Genomic DNA, 21,031 nt, shown 5'->3' on the forward strand with positions numbered 1-21,031 from the left:
ATAAGGGCATGTTTGATACTTCTGAAGCACGCGAGGCCCTGGCCCCGCTGTGGTCGCGTGAACGCTGGATGCGGCGCGTCGCGCTCTGGGGTGGCGCAGTGGCGGTGGCGGTCGTGGCCTTGATTTTCGCCCGGGCCAGCGACGCGGCGTTCGGCTTGTTCGAGAAGATCATCCATCACTCGGTGTGGTGGTCGGTGCTGCTCACCCCGGTGGTGTTCGGCATGCTGGCTTGGCTCACCAATGGCGCGCTGCGACCGACCCGCGGCTCCGGCATTCCCCAGGTGATCGCGGCCCTGCAGCTGCCCAGCCGCCCGTTCCGCAAGGAAAATCTTTCGCTCGGCGTGTCCGCCGGCAAGCTCATGCTGACCGTGCTGGCCCTGCTGGGCGGTGCCTCGGTCGGCCGCGAAGGCCCGACGGTGCACGTCGGCGCCAGCCTGATGTACGTGATCGGCCGGGCGCTGGGCTTCAAGGACCCGCGCGAAGCCACGCACTTCCTGCTCGCCGGCGGCGCGGCCGGGATCGCGGCGGCGTTCAACACGCCCCTGGCCGGCGTGGTCTTCGCCATCGAGGAGCTGTCGGGTCGCTACGAGCACAACTTCTCCGGCACGCTGCTGACCGCGGTGATCGTCGGCGGCGTGGTGTCGCTGGGTCTGCTGGGCAACTACACCTACTTCGGCACGGTCGATGCTTCCCTGCCGCTGGGCATGGGCTGGCTGGCGGTGCTGCTGTGCGGTGTGGTGGCGGGCCTGCTGGGCGGTTTGTTCAGCCGCATCATCCTGGCGGCGATGGACGGCAAGCCGCGCTGGCTGGGACGCGCGCGCAAGGCCAACCCGGTGCTGTTCGCGGCCGGTTGCGGGCTGGCGCTGGCCCTGCTGGGCGTGATCTTCGGCGCCGGCGCGTTCGGCACCGGCTACGACCAGGCCCGCAGCCTGGTCCAGGGACACGCGGTGGTCGGGCACGAGTTCGGAGTGATGAAGTTCGCCGCCAACCTGGTGTCCTATGTGGCCGGCATCCCCGGCGGCCTGTTCTCCCCGGCGCTGGCCGTCGGCGCGGGCCTGGGACACAACCTGTCGGTCATCCTGCCGGGCGTGGACCCGTCCTCGGTGGTGCTGTTGGGCATGTGTGCCTACCTCACCGGCGTCACCCAGGCGCCGCTGACCTCGGCGGTGATCTCGCTGGAGCTGACCGACAACAGCGACATGATGCTGCCGATCCTGGCCACCGTGCTGCTCGCCCGCGCGGCTTCGGCCCTGGTCTGCCGCAAGCCGGTCTACAAGGCCCTGGCCGACCGCCTGCTGGCGGCGATGCCCAACGAAACGCCGGACGCCCCGGCCACGCCGGACGCGGCGACCAATGTCGCCGCACGTCAGGACGAAGAACAGGTCGCGGCCGCGGGCTCGACCACCGGTGCCGGTGCAGAGCCCTCCTCCCCGCCGCAAGCCAGCGACGGCGATGCCGCGGCCGAGGATCGCCAGGACCCGCCGACGCAGCCTCCTAACGCGTAGTCGCTCCAGGGCGTTCCAGACACCGCAAACGAAAAACGGCGCCCGAAGGGCGCCGTTTTTCGATGCACGACGGAAAGCAGCGGTCAGCTGGCCTTGGCCACCGTCTTCTTCGCCACGGCCTTCTTGGCCGGCGACTTGGTGACGGTCTTGCTGGTCACCGGCGTGGCCACTGCGGTGGCGTGCTTGCGCGTGTTGCCGTAGCTGGCGTTGTAGCGCTTGCCCTTGGCGGTCTTGCGGTCACCCTTACCCATTGTTCGTACTCCTGATGTCTGGTGGCCCGCCGGTTCGGCGGGTGCGCGGCCAGCGAGGGACTGGCGCACAGGGCCGGAGAGGCTATCACAGCCCCCTCCCCACCCGTACAGCGTCAGGATGTCGCCCATCCGGTCGGTCATGCGAAACGCCGTGGCAGACAATTCCGCTGCGACCCGGCAAATCCAGGTGCAGAACCCATGCAGAACGGCGCGCGCCTAATGTGCGCAGCTTGCGTCGTGCACGTGGCCGTGGTTCAGGCGCAGATTGAGCAGGTGCGCCAGCCCGACCAGGGTGCCGCCGAAGGTCATCGTCACCGCATGCGCCACCAGATGGTGATGCAGCGGTGCGTACAGGATGCCGGCCCACAGCACGAGCAACCCCAGCAGCAAGGTGCCCAGCGCGCGCAGCACGCGGTGGCGGCGATAGCCGGTGACCAGGCTGAAGGCGCCCAACAGCGAGGCGAAGACCACGAAGGCGCGCTCGAAGCCCTCGCCCAGCCAGGCCGACAGGCCCAACGCGGGGAGCAGCGCGATCAGCAGCGGCAGCACCGCGCAATGCACCGCGCACACCAGCGAGCCGGTGGCGCCCAATCGGTCGAGCCAGGAGCGGAAGGGTGATGACATGACGGGGATGACTTTCGGGACGGGCGTTGACTTCGAGAAGATATATTATAACGTTTTGCCGACACCCGCATCTTTCCCGCAACCCTCCCCGGATCTTCTCAATGATGTCTTCCATTTTCCGCGTCCCCGGCGCGGCCGCCCCCGTTTTTGCCCGTGCTCCGCTCGCCGCCGCCCTCGCACTGGCCCTGAGCAGCTTTGCCGCGCAGGCACAGCAGACCGCCACCCCGCCGGACAGCGACTCGCGCCATGTCCATGGCAGTGGCTTGCACGCCAAGGATCTGGACGCGGTCAAGGTCACCGCCAGCCCGTTCGGCAGCACCGCCGACCAGCTCAGCCGTCCGACCGAAGTGCTCTCCGGCGAAAAACTCGACGAAGCGCGCGCGGCCAGCCTAGGTGAGACCGTCGCCGGCATGCCTGGCGTGCAGAGCTCCAACTTCGGTCCTGGCGTGGGCCGCCCGATCATCCGCGGCATGGACGGCCCACGCGTGGCGGTGATGGCCGACGGTCTGTCCAGCGCAGACGTCTCCACGGTGAGCCAGGACCATTCCCCGGCCATCGAGCCGTTCCTGGCCGACCAGATCGAGGTCCTCAAGGGACCCTCCACGTTGCTGTACGGCAGTGGCGCGATCGGCGGCGCGGTCAACGTGGTCGATGGGCGCATCCCGGAGACCGCGGTCAACGGCATCAGCGGACGCGCCGAAACCCGCGTGGACATCGGCGACAAGGACGGGCAGACCAGCATGGCGCGCGTGGACGTGGGCAACGGTGGCCTGACCATCCACGCCGACGGGGTGTACCGCAACGCCAAGGACTACGACACGCCCGAAGGCCGCCAGGCCAACACCTTCATCGACAACAAGTCCGGGGCCATCGGCGCCTCGCTGGCCGGCGACTGGGGTTTTGTGGGCATGTCGGTCTCGCGTTTCAACGACAGCTACGGCAATCCCGGCGAGCCTGGCGACCTGGCCGCTGGCGAGCGCGGCGTGCACCTGGAGATGCACCAGGATCGTTTCGAGCTCAAGGGCGCGCTGAACGATCCGTGGGGCCAGGGCAGCGGCCTGCGCTACAGCTTCGGCCACACCTCCTACGACCACACCGAGTTCGAGGGTGAGGAGGTGGGCACGGTGTTCAAGAAGAACGCCAACGAGGGCCGGGTGGAGGCCACCTTCGCCGCCGACAACGGCTGGAAGACCGCCGTCGGCGTGCAGGGCAGCGATTCGACCTTCCAGGCGATCGGCGAGGAGGCCTTCGTGCCGCGGACCGACACCAAGTCGGTGGGTGTGTTCGCCGTGGCCCAGAACACCTGGGGCGCGTTCTCCACCGACCTGGGCGCGCGCATCGACCAGGTCAAATACGACACCGAGACCGGCCTGTCACCGGACTACAAGCCGATGAGCCTGTCGGCCAGTTTCGGCTTCCGGCTCAACGACCAGTGGCGTCTGACCGCCAACCTGGACCACGCCGAGCGCGCCCCGGCCGAGGAGGAACTGTTCGCCGACGGTCCGCACATCGCCACGTTGGCCTACGAGATCGGCGGCAACGACCTGCAGAAGGAAAAGGCCAACCAGGCCGAACTGGGCCTGCAGTACCGCAACGACTGGGTCGATGCGAAGGTCTCGGCCTATTACAACCGCTACAACAATTTCATCTACCTCACCGATACCGGCAACCAGTGGTACTTCGATGAGGAAGACGAGTACCTGCCGATCCGCCAGTGGACCCAGGGCGATGCAATCTTCCACGGCTTCGAGGGCGAGGCCACCTTCCACCTGGCCAACAACGACCGCGTCGGCGCCTGGGACCTGCATGTCTTCGGCGACACCGTGCGTGCGCGCCTGGCCGATGGTGGCAACCTGCCGCGCATCAGCCCGGCCCGCTTCGGTGCGCAGCTGCGCTGGGAAGGCGATGCCTGGCGCGCCTCGTTGGGCGGCACGCGCTACATGAAGCAGGACAAGGTCGCGGTCAACGAGACCCCGACCGCCGGCTACACCATGGTCGATGCGCACCTGGCCTACCACATCGATGCTGGCAGCACCTCGTGGGAAGTCTTCCTGGATGGCAACAACCTGCTCAACCGCGACGCGCGCGTGCACACCTCCTTCCTCAAGGACGATGTGATGCTGCCTGGTCGCAACGGCACCTTCGGCGTGCGGGTGTTCTTCTGATCGCCTGACCGCGCCGAGCGGTGGGGCGAGGCGCGACCCCTCCACGCCTCGTCCGGCCCCACGGGGCCTGCGGGCCGGAAGACCTCCCCTGTCTTCCGGCCCGCACTTTTTTTGGTACCACGAGGCATCGGGGCCTCACGCCGTGGAGCGAAAATCCGGCGCCGACATGCCAGCGCCGCCACGCGCAAAGCGCGGCTCACACGCCCATGTAGCGGTGCGGACGGTGGTTGAACATCAGCACCAGGCTCAGCACCACCGCGCCCAGCGCCGAATACAGCACTTTGGAGGGCGCCAGGGTGAGGAAAGCCACGCACATCAGCACCGCGTCGAAGGTCATCTGCACCCGCCCGGCGCTGATGCCATGGGCGCGCTGCAAGTAGACGGCCAGGATGCCCACCCCGCCCAGGCTGGCGTGGTGACGGATGAAGAACAGGATGCCCAGACCGACCAGGGCGCCGCCGACCAGGGCCGAGTACCAGGGTGTCATCGTGGCGTATGGCGCCCACCGCGGCAGCAGGTCGGTCAACATGCCGCAGGCAGCCACCGCCGCGAAGGTCTTGAGCGTGAACTCCCAGCCCATGCGCCGCACCGAGAGCCAGTAGAACGGCAGGTTGACCAGCACGAACATCAGGCCGAAATTCCAGCCCAGCGCGTAATGCGCCAGGAACGCCACGCCCGCCATGCCGCCAATCATCAGCCCGCCCTTGGCGAACACCGCCAGCCCCAGCGAAGCGGTGAGCGTGGCCAGGACCATGCCCTGCACGTCCTCGGCGATCGAATGGTGGAAGGCGCGATCATCGACCCCGATCCCTTCCGAATCCGGTGCCGGCGTCAGCGGTCCGGAGGTGACCACCACGCCCGGGGGCGAATGATCGGCACCGCCATCGTCCAGGCCGACCTCCGGCGCCGGCGCGTCGATGGTGTCGGGATCTTGGTCAGGGGGAATGGCGGAAGACACGGGGGAGGCCGGCTGCGGGGGCCGGCGCATTCTACCGGCACGTCCGTGTCAAACCGTCACATCGGCAACCTTCACTCCACGCGGAGTGCAAACGATCCGATCAGCACCAGCAAGAAGCAGCAGCCACCAACGGCCACAAGCAGCCACGCGCCCCAAGACAAGGGCTCATCGGCAACTAGGCCGCCATCGGCCAGGCCCGCGGCACGCACGCGCTGGTTCACCCACAGCACCGGCAGGGGCGCCAGCAGCGAGATCATCCAGAACGGGTGCGGCATGCGCCCGGCAGCGCTGAGCAGAAAATACAGCAGCGCGGCGATCCCACCATGCAGCTCCGGCGCCCTGCGGCCAAGCCGCTTGGCGAGGATGTCTTCCATCTGTTCGAAGCAGAAATACGCGGTGATCCCTGAAAAGATCGCGCGCGCCACCGGCGAGAGCTTGACCTGGCGCGCACGCCGCACCGCCACCCAGTTCCGGTAGAACCAGACCAACAGATACAGGCCCAGCGTGCAGCCCGACAACAGCAGGAATTTCCAGGCGGCCGGAGCGTACAGCCGAACCGTGGTCGCGGCGCCATCCGCCGGCGCGTCGGCGACGTACGCCGTCGGCGCCTGGTAAGGATTCACTGTCTCAAGTTCCATTTGTCCCCCTGTCATCCACCCTGCGGCGCCATTAGGCGTCCGCGCTTCCCTGCTCGTCCTGCGTCAGCGCGCCTCGGCCACCTCGACCCCGTCCAGCCCCTGGGCCAGGGTGCGCGCGTCGCCGCCGGAGGCCAGCTTGATGCGCAGGCGCACCTCGTTCTGCGAGTCGGCATAGCGCAGCGCGTCCTCGTAGGAGATCTCGCCGGCCTGGTAGAGCTCGAACAGGCTCTGGTCGAAGGTCTTCATGCCCAGGTTGGTGGACTCCTTCATGACCTCCTTGAGCTTGTGGATCTCGCCTTCGCGGATGTAGTCCTGGATCAGCGGCGTGCCGAGCATGATCTCCATGGCCACCCGGCGCGCCTTGCCATCCGGGGTCGGTACCAGTTGCTGGGCGACCACGCCGCGCAGGTTCAGCGACAGGTCCATCAGCAGCTGGCTGCGACGGTCCTCGGGGAAGAAGTTGATGATGCGGTCCATCGCCTGGTTGGCGTTGTTGGCGTGCAGGGTGCACAGCACCAGGTGGCCGGTTTCGGCGAAGGAGATGGCGTGGTCCATGCCTTCGCGGGTGCGCACCTCGCCGATCATGATCACGTCCGGCGCCTGGCGCAGGGTGTTCTTCAGCGCGTTCTCCCAGCTGTCGGTGTCGATGCCGACCTCGCGCTGGGTGATGATGCAGCCCTCGTGCTTGTGCACGAACTCGATCGGGTCCTCGATGGTGATGATGTGCCCGGTCGAGTTCTGGTTGCGGTAGCCGATCATCGCAGCCAGCGAGGTCGACTTGCCGGTGCCGGTGGCGCCGACAAAGATGATGATGCCGCGCTTGGTCATCGCCAGGGTCTTGATCACCGGCGGCAGGTTGAGCTCGTCGACGCTGGGGATCTTGGTCTCGATCCGGCGCAGCACCATGCCAACCTGGTTGCGCTGGTAGAAGCAGCTCACGCGGAAGCGGCCCACGCCGGCCACGCCGATGGCGAAGTTGCACTCGTGGGTCTTCTCGAACTCCTCGCGCTGGGCCGGCGTCATGACGTTGAGCACCAGATCGCGCGACTGTTGCGGGGTCAGCGGGGTCTGGGTGATGGGGGTCAGCTTGCCATGCACCTTGATCGACGGCGGCATGCCGGAGGTGATGAACAGGTCCGATGCCTTCTGGTGCGACATCAGCTTGAGGAACGAGGTGAAGTCGATGCTGCTCATCTGTCTCTCCGTGGGCCGTTGGCCCGGGTGGGGTCAGCGGCAAAACGCATGGGATCGAACCTGTCGGTCGCCAGGGGGCGACCAGGCACCGGCGATTACTCGAACAGGCGCTTGTCCTTGGCGTATTCCTTGGCCTGCTGGCGCGTGATCTGGCTGCGCTTGACCAGGTCCTGCAGGTGCTGGTCCAGGGTCATCATGCCGAACTGCTGGCCGGTCTGAATGGCCGAGTACATCTGCGCGACCTTGTCCTCGCGGATCAGGTTGCGGATGGCCGGGGTGCCGACCATGATTTCCCACGCGGCGGTACGCCCGCCGCCGACCTTCTTCAGCAGGGCCTGGGAGATCACCGAGCGCAGCGACTCGGACAGCATCGAGCGCACCATCGGCTTTTCGCCGGCCGGGAACACGTCGATGATGCGGTCGATGGTCTTGGCCGCCGAACTGGTGTGCAGGGTGCCGAACACCAGGTGGCCGGTTTCCGCGGCGGTCAGCGCCAGGCGGATGGTTTCCAGGTCGCGCAACTCGCCGACCAGGATGTAGTCGGGGTCCTCACGCAGCGCCGAGCGCAGCGCTTCGTTGAAGCCGTGGGTGTCGCGGTGCACCTCGCGCTGGTTGATCAGGCACTTCTGCGAGGTGTGCACGAATTCGATCGGGTCCTCGACGGTGAGGATGTGACCGTATTCGTTCTTGTTGATGAAGTCGATCATCGCCGCCAGCGTGGTCGACTTGCCCGAGCCGGTCGGCCCGGTCACCAGGATCAGACCCTGCGGCTGCTGGACCATCTCGCGGAACAGCGGCGGGCAGCCCAGGTCCTCCAGGGTCAGCACTTCGGACGGAATCGTGCGGAACACCGCGCCGGCGCCGCGGTTCTGGTTGAACGCGTTGACGCGGAAGCGGGCCAACGAGGGGATCTCGAAGGAGAAGTCGACCTCGAGGAATTCCTCGTAGTCGCGGCGCTGCTTGTCCGACATGATGTCGTAGACCAGCGCGTGGACCTGCTTGTGGTCCAGCGCGGGGATGTTGATGCGGCGGACATCGCCGTCCACGCGGATCATCGGCGGCAACCCGGCGGACAGGTGCAGGTCCGAAGCCTTGTTCTTGACCGAGAAGGCCAGCAGTTCGGCGATATCCATGCGTTGCGTGTTCCCCTGTGGAAAGTACTGCGAAACTGGAAGCCTACATCCCCAAAAGGCAGTATAGCGCCCTTGTCGCACCTGCCAACGAGCTTGTCCGCCGTGCTTTCCGACCGTCTCGCCGACACCCTGAACAGGCTGAACAACGCGGCCACCGAGGCCGCCCGGCCAGTGCCCACGCTGGTGGCGGTGTCCAAGTTCCAGCCCGCCCAGGCCGTCGCGGACCTGGCCGCGGCTGGCCAGCGCGTGTTCGGCGAAAACTACGTGCAGGAGGCCCAGGCCAAGCAGGCCGAGCTGAACAGGCCAGACCTGGTCTGGCACCTGATCGGCCACCTGCAGTCCAACAAGGCCGCGCTGGCGGCCGAGCTGTTCGACTGGGTGCAGACCGTGGACCGGCCCAAGCTGGTAGGCGCACTGGCCCAGGCACGACAGCCGGAGCGTGGCCCGCTGAATGTCCTGATCCAGGTCAACATCGACGACGAGGCCAGCAAGCATGGGTGCGCGCCGCAGGACATCGACGCGCTGGCCGCCGCCATCACCGCCCAGCCCGCCCTGGCGCTGCGCGGCCTGATGGCCATCCCGGCGCCACACGAGGACCCGGCCCTACGCAGGGCTGCCTTCGCCCGGATGAAGCAGCTGTTCGACACCCTGGCCGCGCAGCACGCCGGCGTGGACACCTTGTCGATGGGCATGAGCGAGGACTGCGCGCTGGCGGTGGCCGAGGGCGCCACGATGGTGCGCGTGGGCACCGCCTTATTCGGTCCGCGGCCTGCAAAAGCCTGAGCTTTTGTGAAAGCCTGAGCTTTTGTGGGAGCCGCCATGGCGGCGAAAGGCTTCACTAGGAAAGCTTCATCGCCGCCGTGGCGGCTCCCACAAGAAGCAGCGTGATGCGGCGATAATTGTGGGGTTCTCCCGACGCAACAGGTGCATGCCATGACTTCGACCCAGACGACCGCTTCCGACACCATCACCTTCATCGGCGGCGGCAACATGGCCCGCAGCCTGATCGGCGGGCTGGTGGCGCGTGGCACCGCACCGTCGGACATCCGCGTGGCCGAACCGGTGGCCGAGCTGCGCCAGGACCTGGCCGACAAGTTCGGGGTACAGGTCTTCGAGACCGCCGCCGAGGCCGTGCAGGGCGCGGCCCTGTGGGTGTTCGCGGTCAAGCCGCAGGTGATGCGCGGGGTGTGTGAGTCGCTGGCCGCTGCGGCCCAGGCGCAGCGCCCGCTGGCCGTCTCCATCGCCGCCGGCATCACCGCCGGGCAGCTGTCGCGCTGGCTGGGCGGCGTCGCGGTGGTGCGCGCCATGCCCAATACGCCTTCCATGCTGGGCGCTGGCGTGACCGGGCTGTTCGCCTCCTCCGAAGTCGATGCCGCCGGCCGCGCGCGCACCGAGGCCCTGCTGTCCAGCGCCGGCCCGACGGTGTGGATCGAGGACGAGGCGCAGATGGACGCGGTCACCGCCGTGTCCGGTAGCGGCCCGGCCTATGTGTTCCTGCTGGCCGAAGCGATGGAGGCCGCCGGCATCGCCCAGGGTCTGCCGGCCGCGGCGGCGCGCACCCTGACCCTGCAGACCATCCTTGGGGCGGCGCGCATGCTGACCGAATCGGACGAAGCCCCGGCCGAACTGCGCCGACGCGTCACCTCGCCCAACGGCACCACCCAGGCCGCGATCGAGACGTTCCAGGCCGGTGGGCTGGAAGCCCTCACCGCCAAGGCGATCGCCGCTGCGGCACGCCGTGGCGGCGAGCTGTCCGCCGCCAACGATTGAGTCGGCGCGATGGCCGCCCCGCACCGCCCTCGCCTGGCCGGGCTTGCCTGTGTGCTGGCCCTGGCCGCGTGCTCTGAGCGGCAGACCCCGCAGCGGGTCACGCCGATCGCGCCGCCCGATGCGGTGCAGGATCTCGGCACGGTGCGAGTGCGCTACAACGCCCTGCCCAGTCTGTCGATGAATGCGACGGCCGCGCAGGCTTACGGGATCGAGCGCGGCGCCGGGCGCGCGCTGGTCGTGGTCGTGCTGCGCCGGATGGAGGCAGGCCAGGAGCAGCCCCTGCAGGGTGAGGTCAACGGCACGGCCACCGATCTGTCCGGCCGCCGCCAGCCGATCGCCTTCCGTCCCGTGCGCACCGGCGACTACGTCGACCACATCGGCGTAGTGGATGTCAGTGCGCACGACACGCTGCGCTTCGCGCTGCAGGTCAGCAGCGATGCCGGGGGCGGGGCGGTGCGTTTCGAGCGCAGCTTCTGAGCGCGCCTGTCAGCAGTCCGTCCGCTGTGCCCAGGCCTGGATGATCGCGGCGATCGCCTGCACGCCGTCGGTCAGCGCGGCCGGACCGGGCTGCAGGATCAGCGGCGATTTGATCTCGTGCAGCTGGCCGTCGCGCACGGCAGGAATGGCATCCCAACCAGGGCGCGCGGCGACCTGTTCCGGACGAAAGCGCTTGCCGCACCAGGAGCCCAGGATGATGTCCGGGGCCGCGGCAATCACCGGCGCGCCATCGGCCAGGATGCGCCCCTTCGCCAGCGGTTCGCGCGACAGCGCGGGGAAGGCGTCGCGGCCGCCCGCGATCTCGATCAGTTCGGCCACCCACTGGATGCCGGTGATCAGGGGCGTGTCCCACTCCTCGAAGTAGGCGGTCGGCCGGCGCAGCAGCTGTGCGGCCTGCGCGCGGATCACATCCAGGCCGCGTTCGAGCGCATCGGCATACACCTCGGCGCGTGCCGCGCAGCCCACCAGCGCACCGAGCCGGCGCACGTAGTCGATGATGCCGGCCACGCTGCGATGGTTGGCGATCCATACCTCCACTCCGGCCTTGACCAGCGCGGCGGCGATGTCGGACTGGATGTCGGAAAAGCCGATGGCCAGATCCGGCTTGAGCGCCAGGATCTGGTCGATCTTCGCGCTGGTGAACGCGGCGACCTTGGGCTTCTCGCGCCGCGCCTGCGGTGGGCGCACGGTAAAGCCGCTGATGCCGACGATGCGATCCTGCTGGCCCAGCGCGTACAGGGTTTCGCAGGGTTCCTCGGTCAGGCAAACGATGCGCTGCGGACCCATCGCCTCAGAGCGCCATGCGGAAGTAGACGACGCGCTCGGTTTCTTCGAATCCGCAGGCCGCATGCGCGCGCTGCGCGGCCAGATTGTCCAGTGTCGCGTCGGACGCCAGTTCGGTGCAGCCCTGCGCGCCGGCCCAGTCGCGGACCGCGGCCAGCAACGCGCGCCCGATGCCGCGCCCGCGCCAGGCCTCGCTGACGTACCAGCCTTCCAGGAACCCGACCGGCGAGGAATCGGTCCCGTTGACGTGATCCTGGCGCAGGGTGGCTTCTGCAAACCCCACCGCCACGCCATCGGCGAAGGCGATGAAGTTGCTGGCATCGGCGCGCTGCAAGGCCTCGGCTACGTTGCCGACCGCGTCGGTTTCATCCGGCCACAGCGCGCGGCGCAACTGCACCCACGCGCGCAAGTCGCCGCCGCTGGCGGCGCGGATCGAGAAGAGCTCGCTCAAGGCAACGGAAACAGCGATTCGTCGACGAACACCGCCGGCACTTCCCAGGGGTGGGCAGCGTTGATCGCCTGCAGCACGCGCTGCAGGCGGTCCGCATCACGGGTGATGCTGCATTCCAGGCGCACGGTCGGGTCTGCGGTCAGCGCTCCGGCGCTGCCCACGGTGGGCGTGGCCTGGGGGCCGGGACGGAATTGTTCGGTCCCCGGTGCCGAGGTCCACATCACCTCGCGGTAGTGGCCGATGGACAGATCGTCCGCCGCGCAGATCGCGGCCTTGACCGCCTCGACCTCGGCCGGCGGCACGAACACGGTGATCCGGTACACCGGCAGCAGCTGCAGCGTGGCGCTCAAGGGAACAGCATCCGCTTGGACCAGCTGCCGTCGGCGGCGCGTTCATAGCGCCAGCGCTCATGCAGGCGAAACTTGGCGCCGTACCAGAACTCGAAGCTGTCCGGCACCACGCGAAACCCCGTCCAGCCATCCGGGCGCGGCACCTCGCCGCCTTCGAACTCAACCTGCACCTGGGCCAGGCGATCCTCGAAGTCCTCCTCGCTTTCCAGCGTGTGCGACTGCGCCGAGGCCCAGGCCCCCAGCTGGCTTTCACGCGCACGGGTGGCGAAGTAGGCATCGGCCTCCTCGTCGGCCACCAGCTGCACCGCGCCCTCGATGCGGACCTGGATGCCGGCCTCGCGCAAGGTCCGCCACAGCAGCAGCAGCGCCGCGCGTGGATTGGCCTGCAGTTCCTGGCCCTTCTGGCTGTCCAAATGGCTGTAGAACACGAAGCCACGCGCATCGTGCGCCTTGAGCAGCACGGTGCGCACCGAAGGACACCCGGCCAGAGTCGCGGTGGCCACGCTCATGGCGTTGTACTCGGGCTCAGCGGTGCTCTGGCTGGCCTCCAGGTAAAGCTCGGAGAACGTGGCCAGGGCTTCGGCATACAGATCGACTTGGACGTCTTCGCTCATCACGATTGAACTTGGCAGCGGCCCGCAGGCGGTGCGCTATTGTCGCCCGATGACGTCCCATGCGCACGGCTTCCCCGCATCGCTGGTCTGCCAAGCCCTGCGCAGCGCCCTGGCGCTGCCACGCGCGCTCCCGGTGTGGGGTTTGTCGGCCTTGCAGGGCACCGGCAAGTCGACCCTGGCCGCACAGCTGGCCCAGGCCGCGCACGGCCAAGGCCTGCGGGTGGCGGTGCTGTCGCTGGACGACTTCTACCTGACCCGCGGAGCCCGAGAGACACTCGCGCGCCAGGTCCATCCCCTGCTGGAAACCCGAGGCCCTCCTGGCACCCACGACCTGCCGCTGGCCCTGCACACGCTGCAGGCCCTGCGCGACGGTCGCCCGGTGGCGCTGCCGCGCTTCGACAAGCTCGCCGACGATCGCCTGCCCGAACGCGACTGGCCACGCCTCGATGCGCCAGTGCACCTGGTGATCTTCGAAGGCTGGTGCCTGGGCACGCCGGCGCAGGCGACCGGCGCGTTGGTCACGCCGATCAACACACTGGAGCGCGAGGAAGATGCGCAAGGCGTCTGGCGCGGCTACTGCAACGCCACCCTGGCCCGCGACTACCCTGCGCTATGGGCGACCTGCGACAGCCTGTGGTTCCTGCAGCCGCCCGGCTTCGACCCTGTCCTGGACTGGCGCTGGCAGGCCGAACAACGCCTGCTGGCCACACAGCCCGGGCGCACCGCCATGACCCGCTCGCAGCTTGAGCGCTTCCTCCAACACTACGAGCGCATCAGTCGCCACGCGCTGGCGACCCTGCCGGCCATCGCCGACCATGTGGTCCGCGTCGATGCACAGCGGCACGTGCTCGCTGGCTGACGCGGTTTCGCCTGCAACGGTCGTGGCCGCTGCCGGGGTGCCGCCGCTATCATCGACCCGATGAATCCCGCACCCAATCTCGTGATGGTCGGCCCGATGGGCGCCGGCAAGACCTCCATCGGACGCCGGATCGCCGAGCGTTTCAGCCTGGATTTCGTGGACGTGGACCACGCCGTGATCGAAGAGAACGGCGCCAGCATCCCGGCGATCTTCGAGGCCGTCGGCGAAGCCGGCTTTCGTGCCCGCGAGCATACCGCGCTGGCGCGGCTGCTGGACGGCGAGGGCCAGGTGGTGGCCAGCGGCGGCGGCGCGGTGCTGGATCCGGCCAACCGGGCGCTGATGCGCGAGCGCGGCTTTGTGGTCTATCTGCACGTCGGTGTGGAGACCCAGCTGGCCCGCGTGGGCCGCGACCGCAACCGTCCGCTGCTGCAGGGCGTGGACCGTCGCGAGGTGCTGACCCGACTGTTGGAGGTTCGCGACCCGCTCTACCGCGAGGTCGCCGACCTGGTGCTCGATGCCGACCGGCTGACGCCGGGCGAGGCCACCGCCGCACTGGTGGGGCGACTGGCGCGCGAATGGCAGCGCAGCGGGGTGGATGCTGCATGAAACACACGATGCAGACCGTCCACGTCCACGGCGCGGCGCCCTATGACATCCACATCGGTCCCGGCCTGGTCGGCGACGGTGGCGCGCTGGCCGCGCACGCACGTGGACGCCACGCGCTGGTGGTGTCCGACTCGCACGTCGCCCCGCTGTATGCGCAGGCGCTGGAAGACGCGCTGCTGGCTGCCCGCTCCGACCTCAAGCTCGCGCGCTTCGTCCTGCCGGCCGGCGAGGAATCCAAGACCCTGGCCCACTTCGACGGTGCGATCGAAGCGTTGGCGGCGCTGGGTGCGACCCGGGATGCCTGCGTGTTCGCGCTGGGCGGCGGCGTGGTCGGCGACCTGGCCGGCTTTGCCGCTGCGTGCTGGATGCGCGGGGTGGACGTGGTCCAGGTGCCGACCACGCTGCTGTCGATGGTGGACTCCTCGGTGGGGGGCAAGACTGCGGTGGACATTCCGCAGGGCAAGAACCTGGTCGGGGCCTTCCATCCGCCGCGCGCGGTGTTCGCCGATACCGCCACGCTGGCCACGCTGCCGCCGCGCGAGATTCGCGCCGGCCTGGCTGAGGTGATCAAGTACGGCGCGCTCGGCGATCCATTGTTCTTCGAATGGCTGGAGGCCGAGCGCCAGCCGCTGCTCGATGGTGACGCCGGCGCGCTGGCCACCGCCATCGCCCGCAGCTGCGAGGCCAAGGCGTCGATCGTGGCGCGCGATCCGCTGGAAAAGGGCGAGCGTGCCCTGCTCAACCTGGGCCACACCTTCGGCCATGCGATCGAGACCGAGCAGGGCTATGGCGGGGTGGGCAACGACAACCTCAACCATGGCGAGGCGGTTGCGGTGGGCATGGTGCTGGCGGCGACCCTCTCGGCCCGCCTGGGCATGAGCCCGGCCGAGGACACCGCGCGCCTGGTGGCGTTGCTCGAAGCCTACGGACTGCCCACGCGCGTCCCCGCCGGCCTGTCGCCCGAGGCGCTGCTGGGGCGCATGCGCCTGGACAAGAAGAACATCGCCGGGCGCCTGCGTCTGGTGCTGTGGCGCGGCATCGGCCAGGCCGAGGTCGTCCCGGACGTGGACGAGGCCCAGGTGCTGCCGGTCCTGGCCGGCATGGGCTGAACCGCCCGGCCCGCCGGACGCGGGCCTTGCGGCGGCCTGCGATAAACTCGGCGCCATGCGCGTCTTCCTCCAGCAACACCCCGCCGCCGGCGAATCGCCCCGCTACCTGCAGCTGACCCTGCAGCCGGACCTGTTCGGCGGCTGGGAGCTGCTGCGCGAGAGCGGCCAAATCGGCGGACGCGGCCAACTGCGCCGCGAGCAGTACCTGGCCCAGGCCGAAGCCACCGCCGCCTTCGAGAAGGCCCGCGACACCCACCTCAAGCGTGGTTTCCAGGTCATGTTCGTGCGCGGCGCCGACGCCCCGCGGGCCTAGCGATGCAAGCGGTCCTCGAAACCGAGCGCCTGCTGCTGCGCCCGTACGTGCTCGCCGATGCGGCGCAGGTGCAGCGCCTGGCCGGCGACGCGCGCGTGGCCGACACCACGGCCAATATCCCCCACCCTTATCCCGATGGCGCGGCGCAGACCTGGATCGCCGGGCTGGCAGCGGCCTTCGCCGCCGGCACCCGCATCGTCTACGCGGCGACCCTGCGACAGGACGGCGCCGTGATCGGCACCGTCGCCCTGCACGACATCGTCCCGGCCCATGCGCGGGCGATGCTGGGCTACTGGATCGGCGTGCCGTACTGGGGCCAGGGGTATGCCACCGAAGCCGTGCGATGCCTGATCGACCATGGCCATGCCGCGCACGGCCTGAGCCGCATCGGCGGGGCGTGCCTGGCGCGCAATCCCGCCTCGGCGCGGGTCATGGAAAAAGCCGGCCTGCGCGCCGAAGGCCGCCTGGTCGCGCACGAATGCAAGCACGAGGTGTTCGAGGACCTGTTGCTGTACGGCCTGGTCCTGCCCGGTCGCGCCCCCTCGCACTCACCCGCCTGATCCCTCTTTACGGAAGACCTGCCTTGTCCCTGCCCCCGCTCAAGAACGACCGCCTGCTGCGCGCCCTGCGCCGCCAGCCCACCGACCGGACGCCCGTGTGGCTGATGCGCCAGGCCGGCCGCTACCTGCCCGAATACCGCGCCACGCGCGCCAAGGCCGGCAGCTTCCTGGGCATGGCCAAGAATCCCGAGATCGCCTGCGAAATCACCCTGCAGCCGCTGCGCCGCTTTCCGCTGGATGCCGCGATCCTGTTCTCCGACATCCTGACCATCCCCGATGCGATGGGCCTGGAGCTGTACTTCGTCGAAGGCGAAGGTCCCAAGTTCCGCCACACCGTGCGCAGCGCGGCCGAGGCCGCCAGGCTGGGCGTGCCGGACATGGAGACCGAGCTGCGCTACGTGATGGACGCGGTGCGTCTGATCCGCCGCGAACTGGACGGCAGCGTGCCGCTGATCGGCTTCTCCGGCAGCCCGTGGACCCTGGCCTGCTACATGGTCGAAGGCGGCGGCAGCAAGGACTACGCCCGAATCAAGGCCATGGCGCTCAACGACCCGGACACCCTGCACGCGCTGCTCAAGGTCAACACCGATGCGGTCATCGCCTACCTGGGCGCGCAGCGCGCGGCCGGCGCGCAGGCGCTGCAGGTGTTCGATACCTGGGGCGGCGTGCTCAGCCCGGCGATGTACCGCGAATTCTCCCTGCCCTATCTGCAGCGCATCGCCGCCGAGCTGGCGCGTGGCGACGGCGAGGACCGCGCGCCCCTGATCCTGTTCGGCAAGGGCAACGCCGCGCATCTGGAAGCCCTGGCCGCCTCCGGCACCGACGCGGTCGGTGTGGACTGGCTGGTGGAACTGGGCGAGGCCCGGCGCCGCACGGGCGGCAGCGTCGCCCTGCAAGGCAACCTGGACCCAGCCGTGGTCTACGGATCGCCCGAGGCCATCGCCCGTGAGGTCGCCGTGGTGCTGGACAGCTACGCCGCTGCCAACGGCGGCAACCGCGACGGCCACGTGTTCAACCTGGGCCACGGCATGTCCCCGGACATGAACCCCGACCACGTCGCCGCCCTGGTCGAAGCCGTGCAACGGCACAGCGCGCGCTAAGGCGCCCGCCGTTCAGCCTGACGCAGCTGTCCGCTGCGCGGCCGCCTCCAATGCCGCCGCCATCGCCTCGCCCAGCAGTTCGCCGGTGACCGGCTTGCGCAGGAAGCCATCGAAACCGGCCTGGCGGGCCAGGGCCTCGGCCTGGCCGTCGGCACGGGCGGTCACCGCCAGCAGCGGCAGGGGCATGCCCTGTGCGCGGAACTGCCGAGCCAAGGCCAGGCCATCCATGCCGGGCAGGTCCAGGTCGAGCAGGGCGATGTCGAACCGGGCCAGCGCAGCCTCGGTCAGGGCGGCCAAGCCATGCGGGACCGCGCGCACCTGGTGCCCGCGGGCCTGGAGCAGGCCGGTGATGACCTCGGCAATGGTGGCATCGTCTTCCACCAGCAACACCGACAGCGCGCCGGTGGCTTCTGGTGCGAGCGGGCGTGGCAGTGCGCGCGGCGCGGCGGCGGCGGGCAGCGGCAGCTCGACCAGGAAGCGCGTGCCCTGCCCCGGCGTGCTCTGCACCTGGATGCGCCCGCCCATGGCCACGGCCAGTTCCTGGCAGATCGCCAGCCCCAGGCCGCTCCCGCCGTAGCGGGCGGCAGTGCGTGCGCCTTCGGCCTGCTCGAAGCGTTGGAACAGGCGCGCCTGCTGCTCGGCGCTCATGCCCGGGCCGGTGTCCTGGATCGACAGAACCACCCCGCCGCCGACCAGTGCAGACGCATGCAGGTCGACCTGGCCGTGCTCGGTGAACTTGATCGCGTTGCCGAGCAGGTTGAGCAGGATCTGGCGCACCCGCCCCGGGTCGCCGCGCAGCCAGGTCGGCACCGCGGGATCGACTTTGCATGCGAAGTCCAGACCGCGCTGGGTCGCCAGGGGCGCGCTCAGGGCGGCGACGCCGTCGAGCAGCTCACGCAGGTCGAAATCCTGCTGGTCCAGTTCCAGCTTTCCCGCCTCGATGCGGGCCAGGTCGAGCGCGTCGTTGACCAACCGCAGCAGATGCGTCCCGGCCTTCTGGATGGCGGTGGTATAGCCGCGCTGGCGGGGATCCAGGGCCGTGCCCAGGAGCAGCTCGCTCATGCCCAGCACGCCGGTCATGGGCGTGCGGACCTCGTGCCCCAGGGTCGCCAGGAAATGGCTCTTGGCCTGCGAGGCCTGTTCGGCGAGCTGGCGCTTGTGCTGGGCCAGGTTCCATGCCGTGCGTCGGCGCACGCGCTCGCGATACAGCCAGGCGCACAGGGCCAGCCCCAAGGCCACCGCAGCGGTCAGCAGGGCGATGCCCGTCGCGCTGCGCCACCACGGCGGGTCCACCGTGAAGTGCAGCCGATGCACGCGCGAAGCATTGCCGCCGGTGTCGAAGCCCTGCAATTCCAGCGTGTAGGCGCCCGGCGCCAGCGCCGACAGCACCCGATCGCCACTGGCGCCCTGGGACACCCAGTCCGGGTCCAGCCCGACCAGGCGGCTGCGATAGCGGTTGCCGCCCGGGTCGTCGAAGGCCAGCAGGCGTGCGCTGACCCGCAGTTCACGGTCGCCGGGCAGTAGCCGGGGCGAAGCGTCGGGCAGGACCACCACCGCGCCGCCACGCACCACCGTCGGCGGCTGGACCAGCAGCGGCGGGGTCATGGGCGGGCGATCGGGCAGCTTGGGGTCGATCAGGACCAGCGCGCCGTCGCTGGTGGTGCTGGCCAGCACGCCGGTGTCCAGCCGATACAGGCAGAAGTCCAGGAATTCCTGGCTGGGCAGGCCGTCGCGCACGCCAAAGGTGCGGATGTGGCCGCTGGCCGGATCGACGCGCAGCAGCCCGCGCTGGGTGGCCACCCACAGCCGCCCTTGATCATCGCGCTGCATGCCGTTGGCCGGAACGCTCGGCAGTCCCTCGCCAATGGTGCGATCCAGGGTCCACCGCTTTCCGCGATGCACCCAGCGCTCCAGCTGGCCTTCGCGAAACAGCCACACCGCGTCGGCAGATTCGGGGACGAAGCCGGAGACGTCTTCCTCGCCGGTGATGCCTTGCAGCGGCACCAGCGCACGGCGTTCGGGATCCCAGCGCAGGATGCCAGTGGCACTGGCCACCCACGGCTCGCCGTCCGCCCCCGGGCTGAGCTGGGCAAAGGCCAGATCCTCACCCGTGGACGGGTGGTTGCGGATCTCGTCCAGGACCTCGCCGCTGCGTCCGTCACGGCGCTGGACCATCCCGGCCACGCCAACCCAGACATCCCCGCGCGGGTCTTCCATCAGCGCCTCGGGCGCCATGCCGTAGCCGGGATAGCGCTCGATCCGCCAGCGTTTGTGCTCGCCGGTCACCGGGTCGAAGCGCGCCAGATGGCTGGGCCGGTGCCCCAGCCAGACCTGGCCGCGACGGTCCTCCAGGCCGGTGGAGGGCGTCATGCCCTTGAGCTGGCGGTCGCGCATGGCGCTCAGGCTGACATCGCCGCTGCGCGTATCGAACTGCTCCAGCGCGCCGTCGCCATCGATCCGCCAGAGCATGCCATCGGCGCCGGGCGCCACCGAACAGTAAGGACTGATCGCCGTGCCCTTCACCGGGGAAATCACCGCCAGTCGGCGCCAGCTGGCCGGCACATAGGCCAGGCCCTTGCCCATCACCGACACCCACGTCCCGGCGCCAAGGACCTGCTGGAAGGCCGGAACGTAGCGGTTGGCGAACAGCGCATCGCGATCACGCACCGGCTGCGGCGCGCGCTGGCCCTGGGTCAGCCACAGGCCCTGGGACGTGCCCAGCCAGTATTCGCCTCGGCCGGCATCGGCCACCGACACGATCTGGTTCTCCTCCTCGAACATGGAGGCCCAGCGCGGCGCGCGCCACGGCCCGGTGGGCCCCAGCATGGCCGGGCCCCAGGCACCGGATGCCCAGAGGGTGTCGCCCACGCGCATCAGCAGCGGCGCCGGATGCGCCGGCTGCTCGTCGGCGCCCGGCTTCACCACCTTGCCGTCCTGGATGTAGGCCATGCCGTCGATGGTGCCCACCCACAGCCGCCCGCGCGCGTCGCTGGCCAGCGAGATGACCTCGTCCGAGGGCAGGGCCCCGCCGGTGTTCTCCTTGTCGAAGCGGGTCAGCGCGCCATCCGGGGTGACCCGGTACAGGCCACCGCCATTGGTGCCGAACCAGACATCCGCGCCCTGCCCGCCGATGGCGTACACATCGTCGCTGTGCATCTGCCGCTGGTGGTCGGTGTCGTAGCGCAGGAACCTCTTGCGCTCGGCATCGAGCACGCTGACCCCGGCGCCAGCGACCCAGATCCGATCCTGGTCATCGATGTACAACGCCTGGGTGAGGTTGCTGGAGATCGACGCCGGATCGCGCGGATCGTGTTGCCACACGTCGAACTCGGTCCCGTCGTAGCGCGCCAGGCCGTCGTAGGTCGCCAGCCACAGGTAGCCCTGCCGATCCAGCGCCAGCGCCGAGACCGTGGCCGAAGGCAGGCCCTGGGCCACGCCGGTCAGGCGGAACACCGGGCGCTGGACAACCTGCGCCTGCACCGACGCGCAGCAGCCCAGCATCCACACCAGCAATGCGGCGCGCAGCAGCGCACGCAATCCATCCATGTGT

The 21,031-nt window shown here is 69.4% G+C and carries 22 protein-coding genes; 11 read left to right on the forward strand and 11 right to left on the reverse strand.

Annotated elements, in window-relative coordinates; genetic code table 11:
- The first annotated feature begins 8 nt into the window (after positions 1–8).
- Positions 9–1,505, forward strand: coding sequence for a chloride channel protein (locus tag PJ250_RS01370; protein WP_271646774.1), 1,497 nt, complete (start codon positions 9–11; stop codon positions 1,503–1,505).
- 83 nt (positions 1,506–1,588) lie between these two features.
- On the opposite strand, the gene PJ250_RS01375 is transcribed toward PJ250_RS01370, so the two are convergent.
- Both PJ250_RS01375 and PJ250_RS01380 read right to left on the reverse strand, forming a co-directional pair.
- Positions 1,589–1,756 (reverse strand): 30S ribosomal protein THX, encoded by a 168-nt coding sequence (locus tag PJ250_RS01375; RefSeq protein WP_271646775.1) that lies wholly within the window; start codon positions 1,754–1,756, stop codon positions 1,589–1,591.
- Positions 1,757–1,972: 216 nt separating this feature from the next.
- On the reverse strand, positions 1,973–2,380 hold the full coding sequence (locus PJ250_RS01380; protein ID WP_271646776.1) for a MerC domain-containing protein: 408 nt from the start codon (positions 2,378–2,380) through the stop codon (positions 1,973–1,975).
- Between the two features lie 104 nt (positions 2,381–2,484).
- Here PJ250_RS01380 and PJ250_RS01385 point away from each other — a divergent pair, with 104 nt between their 5' ends.
- Positions 2,485–4,545, forward strand: coding sequence for a TonB-dependent receptor (locus tag PJ250_RS01385; protein WP_271648479.1), 2,061 nt, complete (start codon positions 2,485–2,487; stop codon positions 4,543–4,545).
- Between the two features lie 196 nt (positions 4,546–4,741).
- On the opposite strand, the gene PJ250_RS01390 is transcribed toward PJ250_RS01385, so the two are convergent.
- The 4 genes from PJ250_RS01390 to PJ250_RS01405 form a co-directional block, all read right to left on the reverse strand.
- Positions 4,742–5,437, reverse strand: a complete 696-nt coding sequence (locus PJ250_RS01390) for a YitT family protein (RefSeq protein WP_271648480.1) — start codon at positions 5,435–5,437, stop codon at positions 4,742–4,744.
- Between the two features lie 137 nt (positions 5,438–5,574).
- Positions 5,575–6,141 carry a hypothetical protein gene (locus PJ250_RS01395; protein WP_271646777.1) on the reverse strand — a complete coding sequence of 189 codons (567 nt, stop codon included), beginning with the start codon at positions 6,139–6,141 and terminating at the stop codon, positions 5,575–5,577.
- A gap of 63 nt (positions 6,142–6,204) precedes the next feature.
- Complete coding sequence (locus PJ250_RS01400; RefSeq protein ID WP_271646778.1) at positions 6,205–7,335, reverse strand: PilT/PilU family type 4a pilus ATPase; 1,131 nt, start codon at positions 7,333–7,335, stop codon at positions 6,205–6,207.
- Between the two features lie 95 nt (positions 7,336–7,430).
- Complete coding sequence (locus tag PJ250_RS01405) at positions 7,431–8,468, reverse strand: type IV pilus twitching motility protein PilT (RefSeq protein ID WP_271646779.1); 1,038 nt, start codon at positions 8,466–8,468, stop codon at positions 7,431–7,433.
- Positions 8,469–8,570: 102 nt separating this feature from the next.
- Here PJ250_RS01405 and PJ250_RS01410 point away from each other — a divergent pair, with 102 nt between their 5' ends.
- The 3 genes from PJ250_RS01410 (at position 8,571) to PJ250_RS01420 (ending at position 10,715) form a co-directional block, all read left to right on the forward strand.
- Complete coding sequence (locus PJ250_RS01410; RefSeq protein ID WP_271646780.1) at positions 8,571–9,251, forward strand: YggS family pyridoxal phosphate-dependent enzyme; 681 nt, start codon at positions 8,571–8,573, stop codon at positions 9,249–9,251.
- Between the two features lie 150 nt (positions 9,252–9,401).
- A complete protein-coding gene (gene proC, locus PJ250_RS01415; protein ID WP_271646781.1) occupies positions 9,402–10,238 on the forward strand; it encodes a pyrroline-5-carboxylate reductase in 837 nt (278 codons plus the stop codon).
- A gap of 9 nt (positions 10,239–10,247) precedes the next feature.
- Complete coding sequence (locus PJ250_RS01420) at positions 10,248–10,715, forward strand: DUF4426 domain-containing protein (RefSeq protein WP_271646782.1); 468 nt, start codon at positions 10,248–10,250, stop codon at positions 10,713–10,715.
- 9 nt (positions 10,716–10,724) lie between these two features.
- On the opposite strand, the gene PJ250_RS01425 is transcribed toward PJ250_RS01420, so the two are convergent.
- The 4 genes from PJ250_RS01425 to pdxH are packed head-to-tail and all read right to left on the reverse strand — an operon-like array spanning position 10,725 to position 12,934.
- Entirely contained in the window at positions 10,725–11,522 is a 798-nt protein-coding gene (locus PJ250_RS01425) for a cobalamin-binding protein (RefSeq protein ID WP_271648481.1), read from the reverse strand.
- Between the two features lie 4 nt (positions 11,523–11,526).
- Positions 11,527–11,970, reverse strand: coding sequence for an aminoglycoside 6'-N-acetyltransferase (aac(6'), locus tag PJ250_RS01430; RefSeq protein WP_271646783.1), 444 nt, complete (start codon positions 11,968–11,970; stop codon positions 11,527–11,529).
- Complete coding sequence (locus tag PJ250_RS01435) at positions 11,967–12,320, reverse strand: YqfO family protein (protein ID WP_271646784.1); 354 nt, start codon at positions 12,318–12,320, stop codon at positions 11,967–11,969. The genes aac(6') and PJ250_RS01435 overlap by 4 nt, the downstream gene beginning before the upstream one ends.
- A complete protein-coding gene (gene pdxH, locus PJ250_RS01440; protein WP_271646785.1) occupies positions 12,317–12,934 on the reverse strand; it encodes a pyridoxamine 5'-phosphate oxidase in 618 nt (205 codons plus the stop codon). The genes PJ250_RS01435 and pdxH overlap by 4 nt, the downstream gene beginning before the upstream one ends.
- 49 nt (positions 12,935–12,983) lie before the next feature.
- On the opposite strand from pdxH, the gene PJ250_RS01445 reads away from it, so the two are divergent.
- The 6 genes from PJ250_RS01445 to hemE are packed head-to-tail and all read left to right on the forward strand — an operon-like array spanning position 12,984 to position 17,481.
- The gene (locus PJ250_RS01445) at positions 12,984–13,793 is read left to right on the forward strand and encodes a kinase (RefSeq protein WP_271646786.1); all 810 of its coding nucleotides are present in this window, start codon (positions 12,984–12,986) and stop codon (positions 13,791–13,793) included.
- Between the two features lie 60 nt (positions 13,794–13,853).
- Positions 13,854–14,399, forward strand: coding sequence for a shikimate kinase (locus tag PJ250_RS01450; protein ID WP_271646787.1), 546 nt, complete (start codon positions 13,854–13,856; stop codon positions 14,397–14,399).
- Positions 14,396–15,508, forward strand: coding sequence for a 3-dehydroquinate synthase (gene aroB, locus PJ250_RS01455; protein ID WP_271646788.1), 1,113 nt, complete (start codon positions 14,396–14,398; stop codon positions 15,506–15,508). The genes PJ250_RS01450 and aroB overlap by 4 nt, the downstream gene beginning before the upstream one ends.
- A gap of 55 nt (positions 15,509–15,563) precedes the next feature.
- On the forward strand, positions 15,564–15,821 hold the full coding sequence (locus PJ250_RS01460) for a WGR domain-containing protein (protein ID WP_271646789.1): 258 nt from the start codon (positions 15,564–15,566) through the stop codon (positions 15,819–15,821).
- Between the two features lie 2 nt (positions 15,822–15,823).
- The gene (locus PJ250_RS01465; RefSeq protein WP_271646790.1) at positions 15,824–16,381 is read left to right on the forward strand and encodes a GNAT family N-acetyltransferase; all 558 of its coding nucleotides are present in this window, start codon (positions 15,824–15,826) and stop codon (positions 16,379–16,381) included.
- 29 nt (positions 16,382–16,410) lie between these two features.
- Positions 16,411–17,481, forward strand: coding sequence for a uroporphyrinogen decarboxylase (gene hemE, locus PJ250_RS01470; RefSeq protein ID WP_271648482.1), 1,071 nt, complete (start codon positions 16,411–16,413; stop codon positions 17,479–17,481).
- Positions 17,482–17,493: 12 nt separating this feature from the next.
- On the opposite strand, the gene PJ250_RS01475 is transcribed toward hemE, so the two are convergent.
- On the reverse strand, positions 17,494–21,027 hold the full coding sequence (locus tag PJ250_RS01475) for a hybrid sensor histidine kinase/response regulator (protein ID WP_271646791.1): 3,534 nt from the start codon (positions 21,025–21,027) through the stop codon (positions 17,494–17,496).
- Between the last annotated feature and the right edge of the window lie 4 nt (positions 21,028–21,031).

Source organism: Pseudoxanthomonas sp. JBR18 (assembly GCF_028198165.1).
Lineage (GTDB): Bacteria > Pseudomonadota > Gammaproteobacteria > Xanthomonadales > Xanthomonadaceae > Pseudoxanthomonas_A.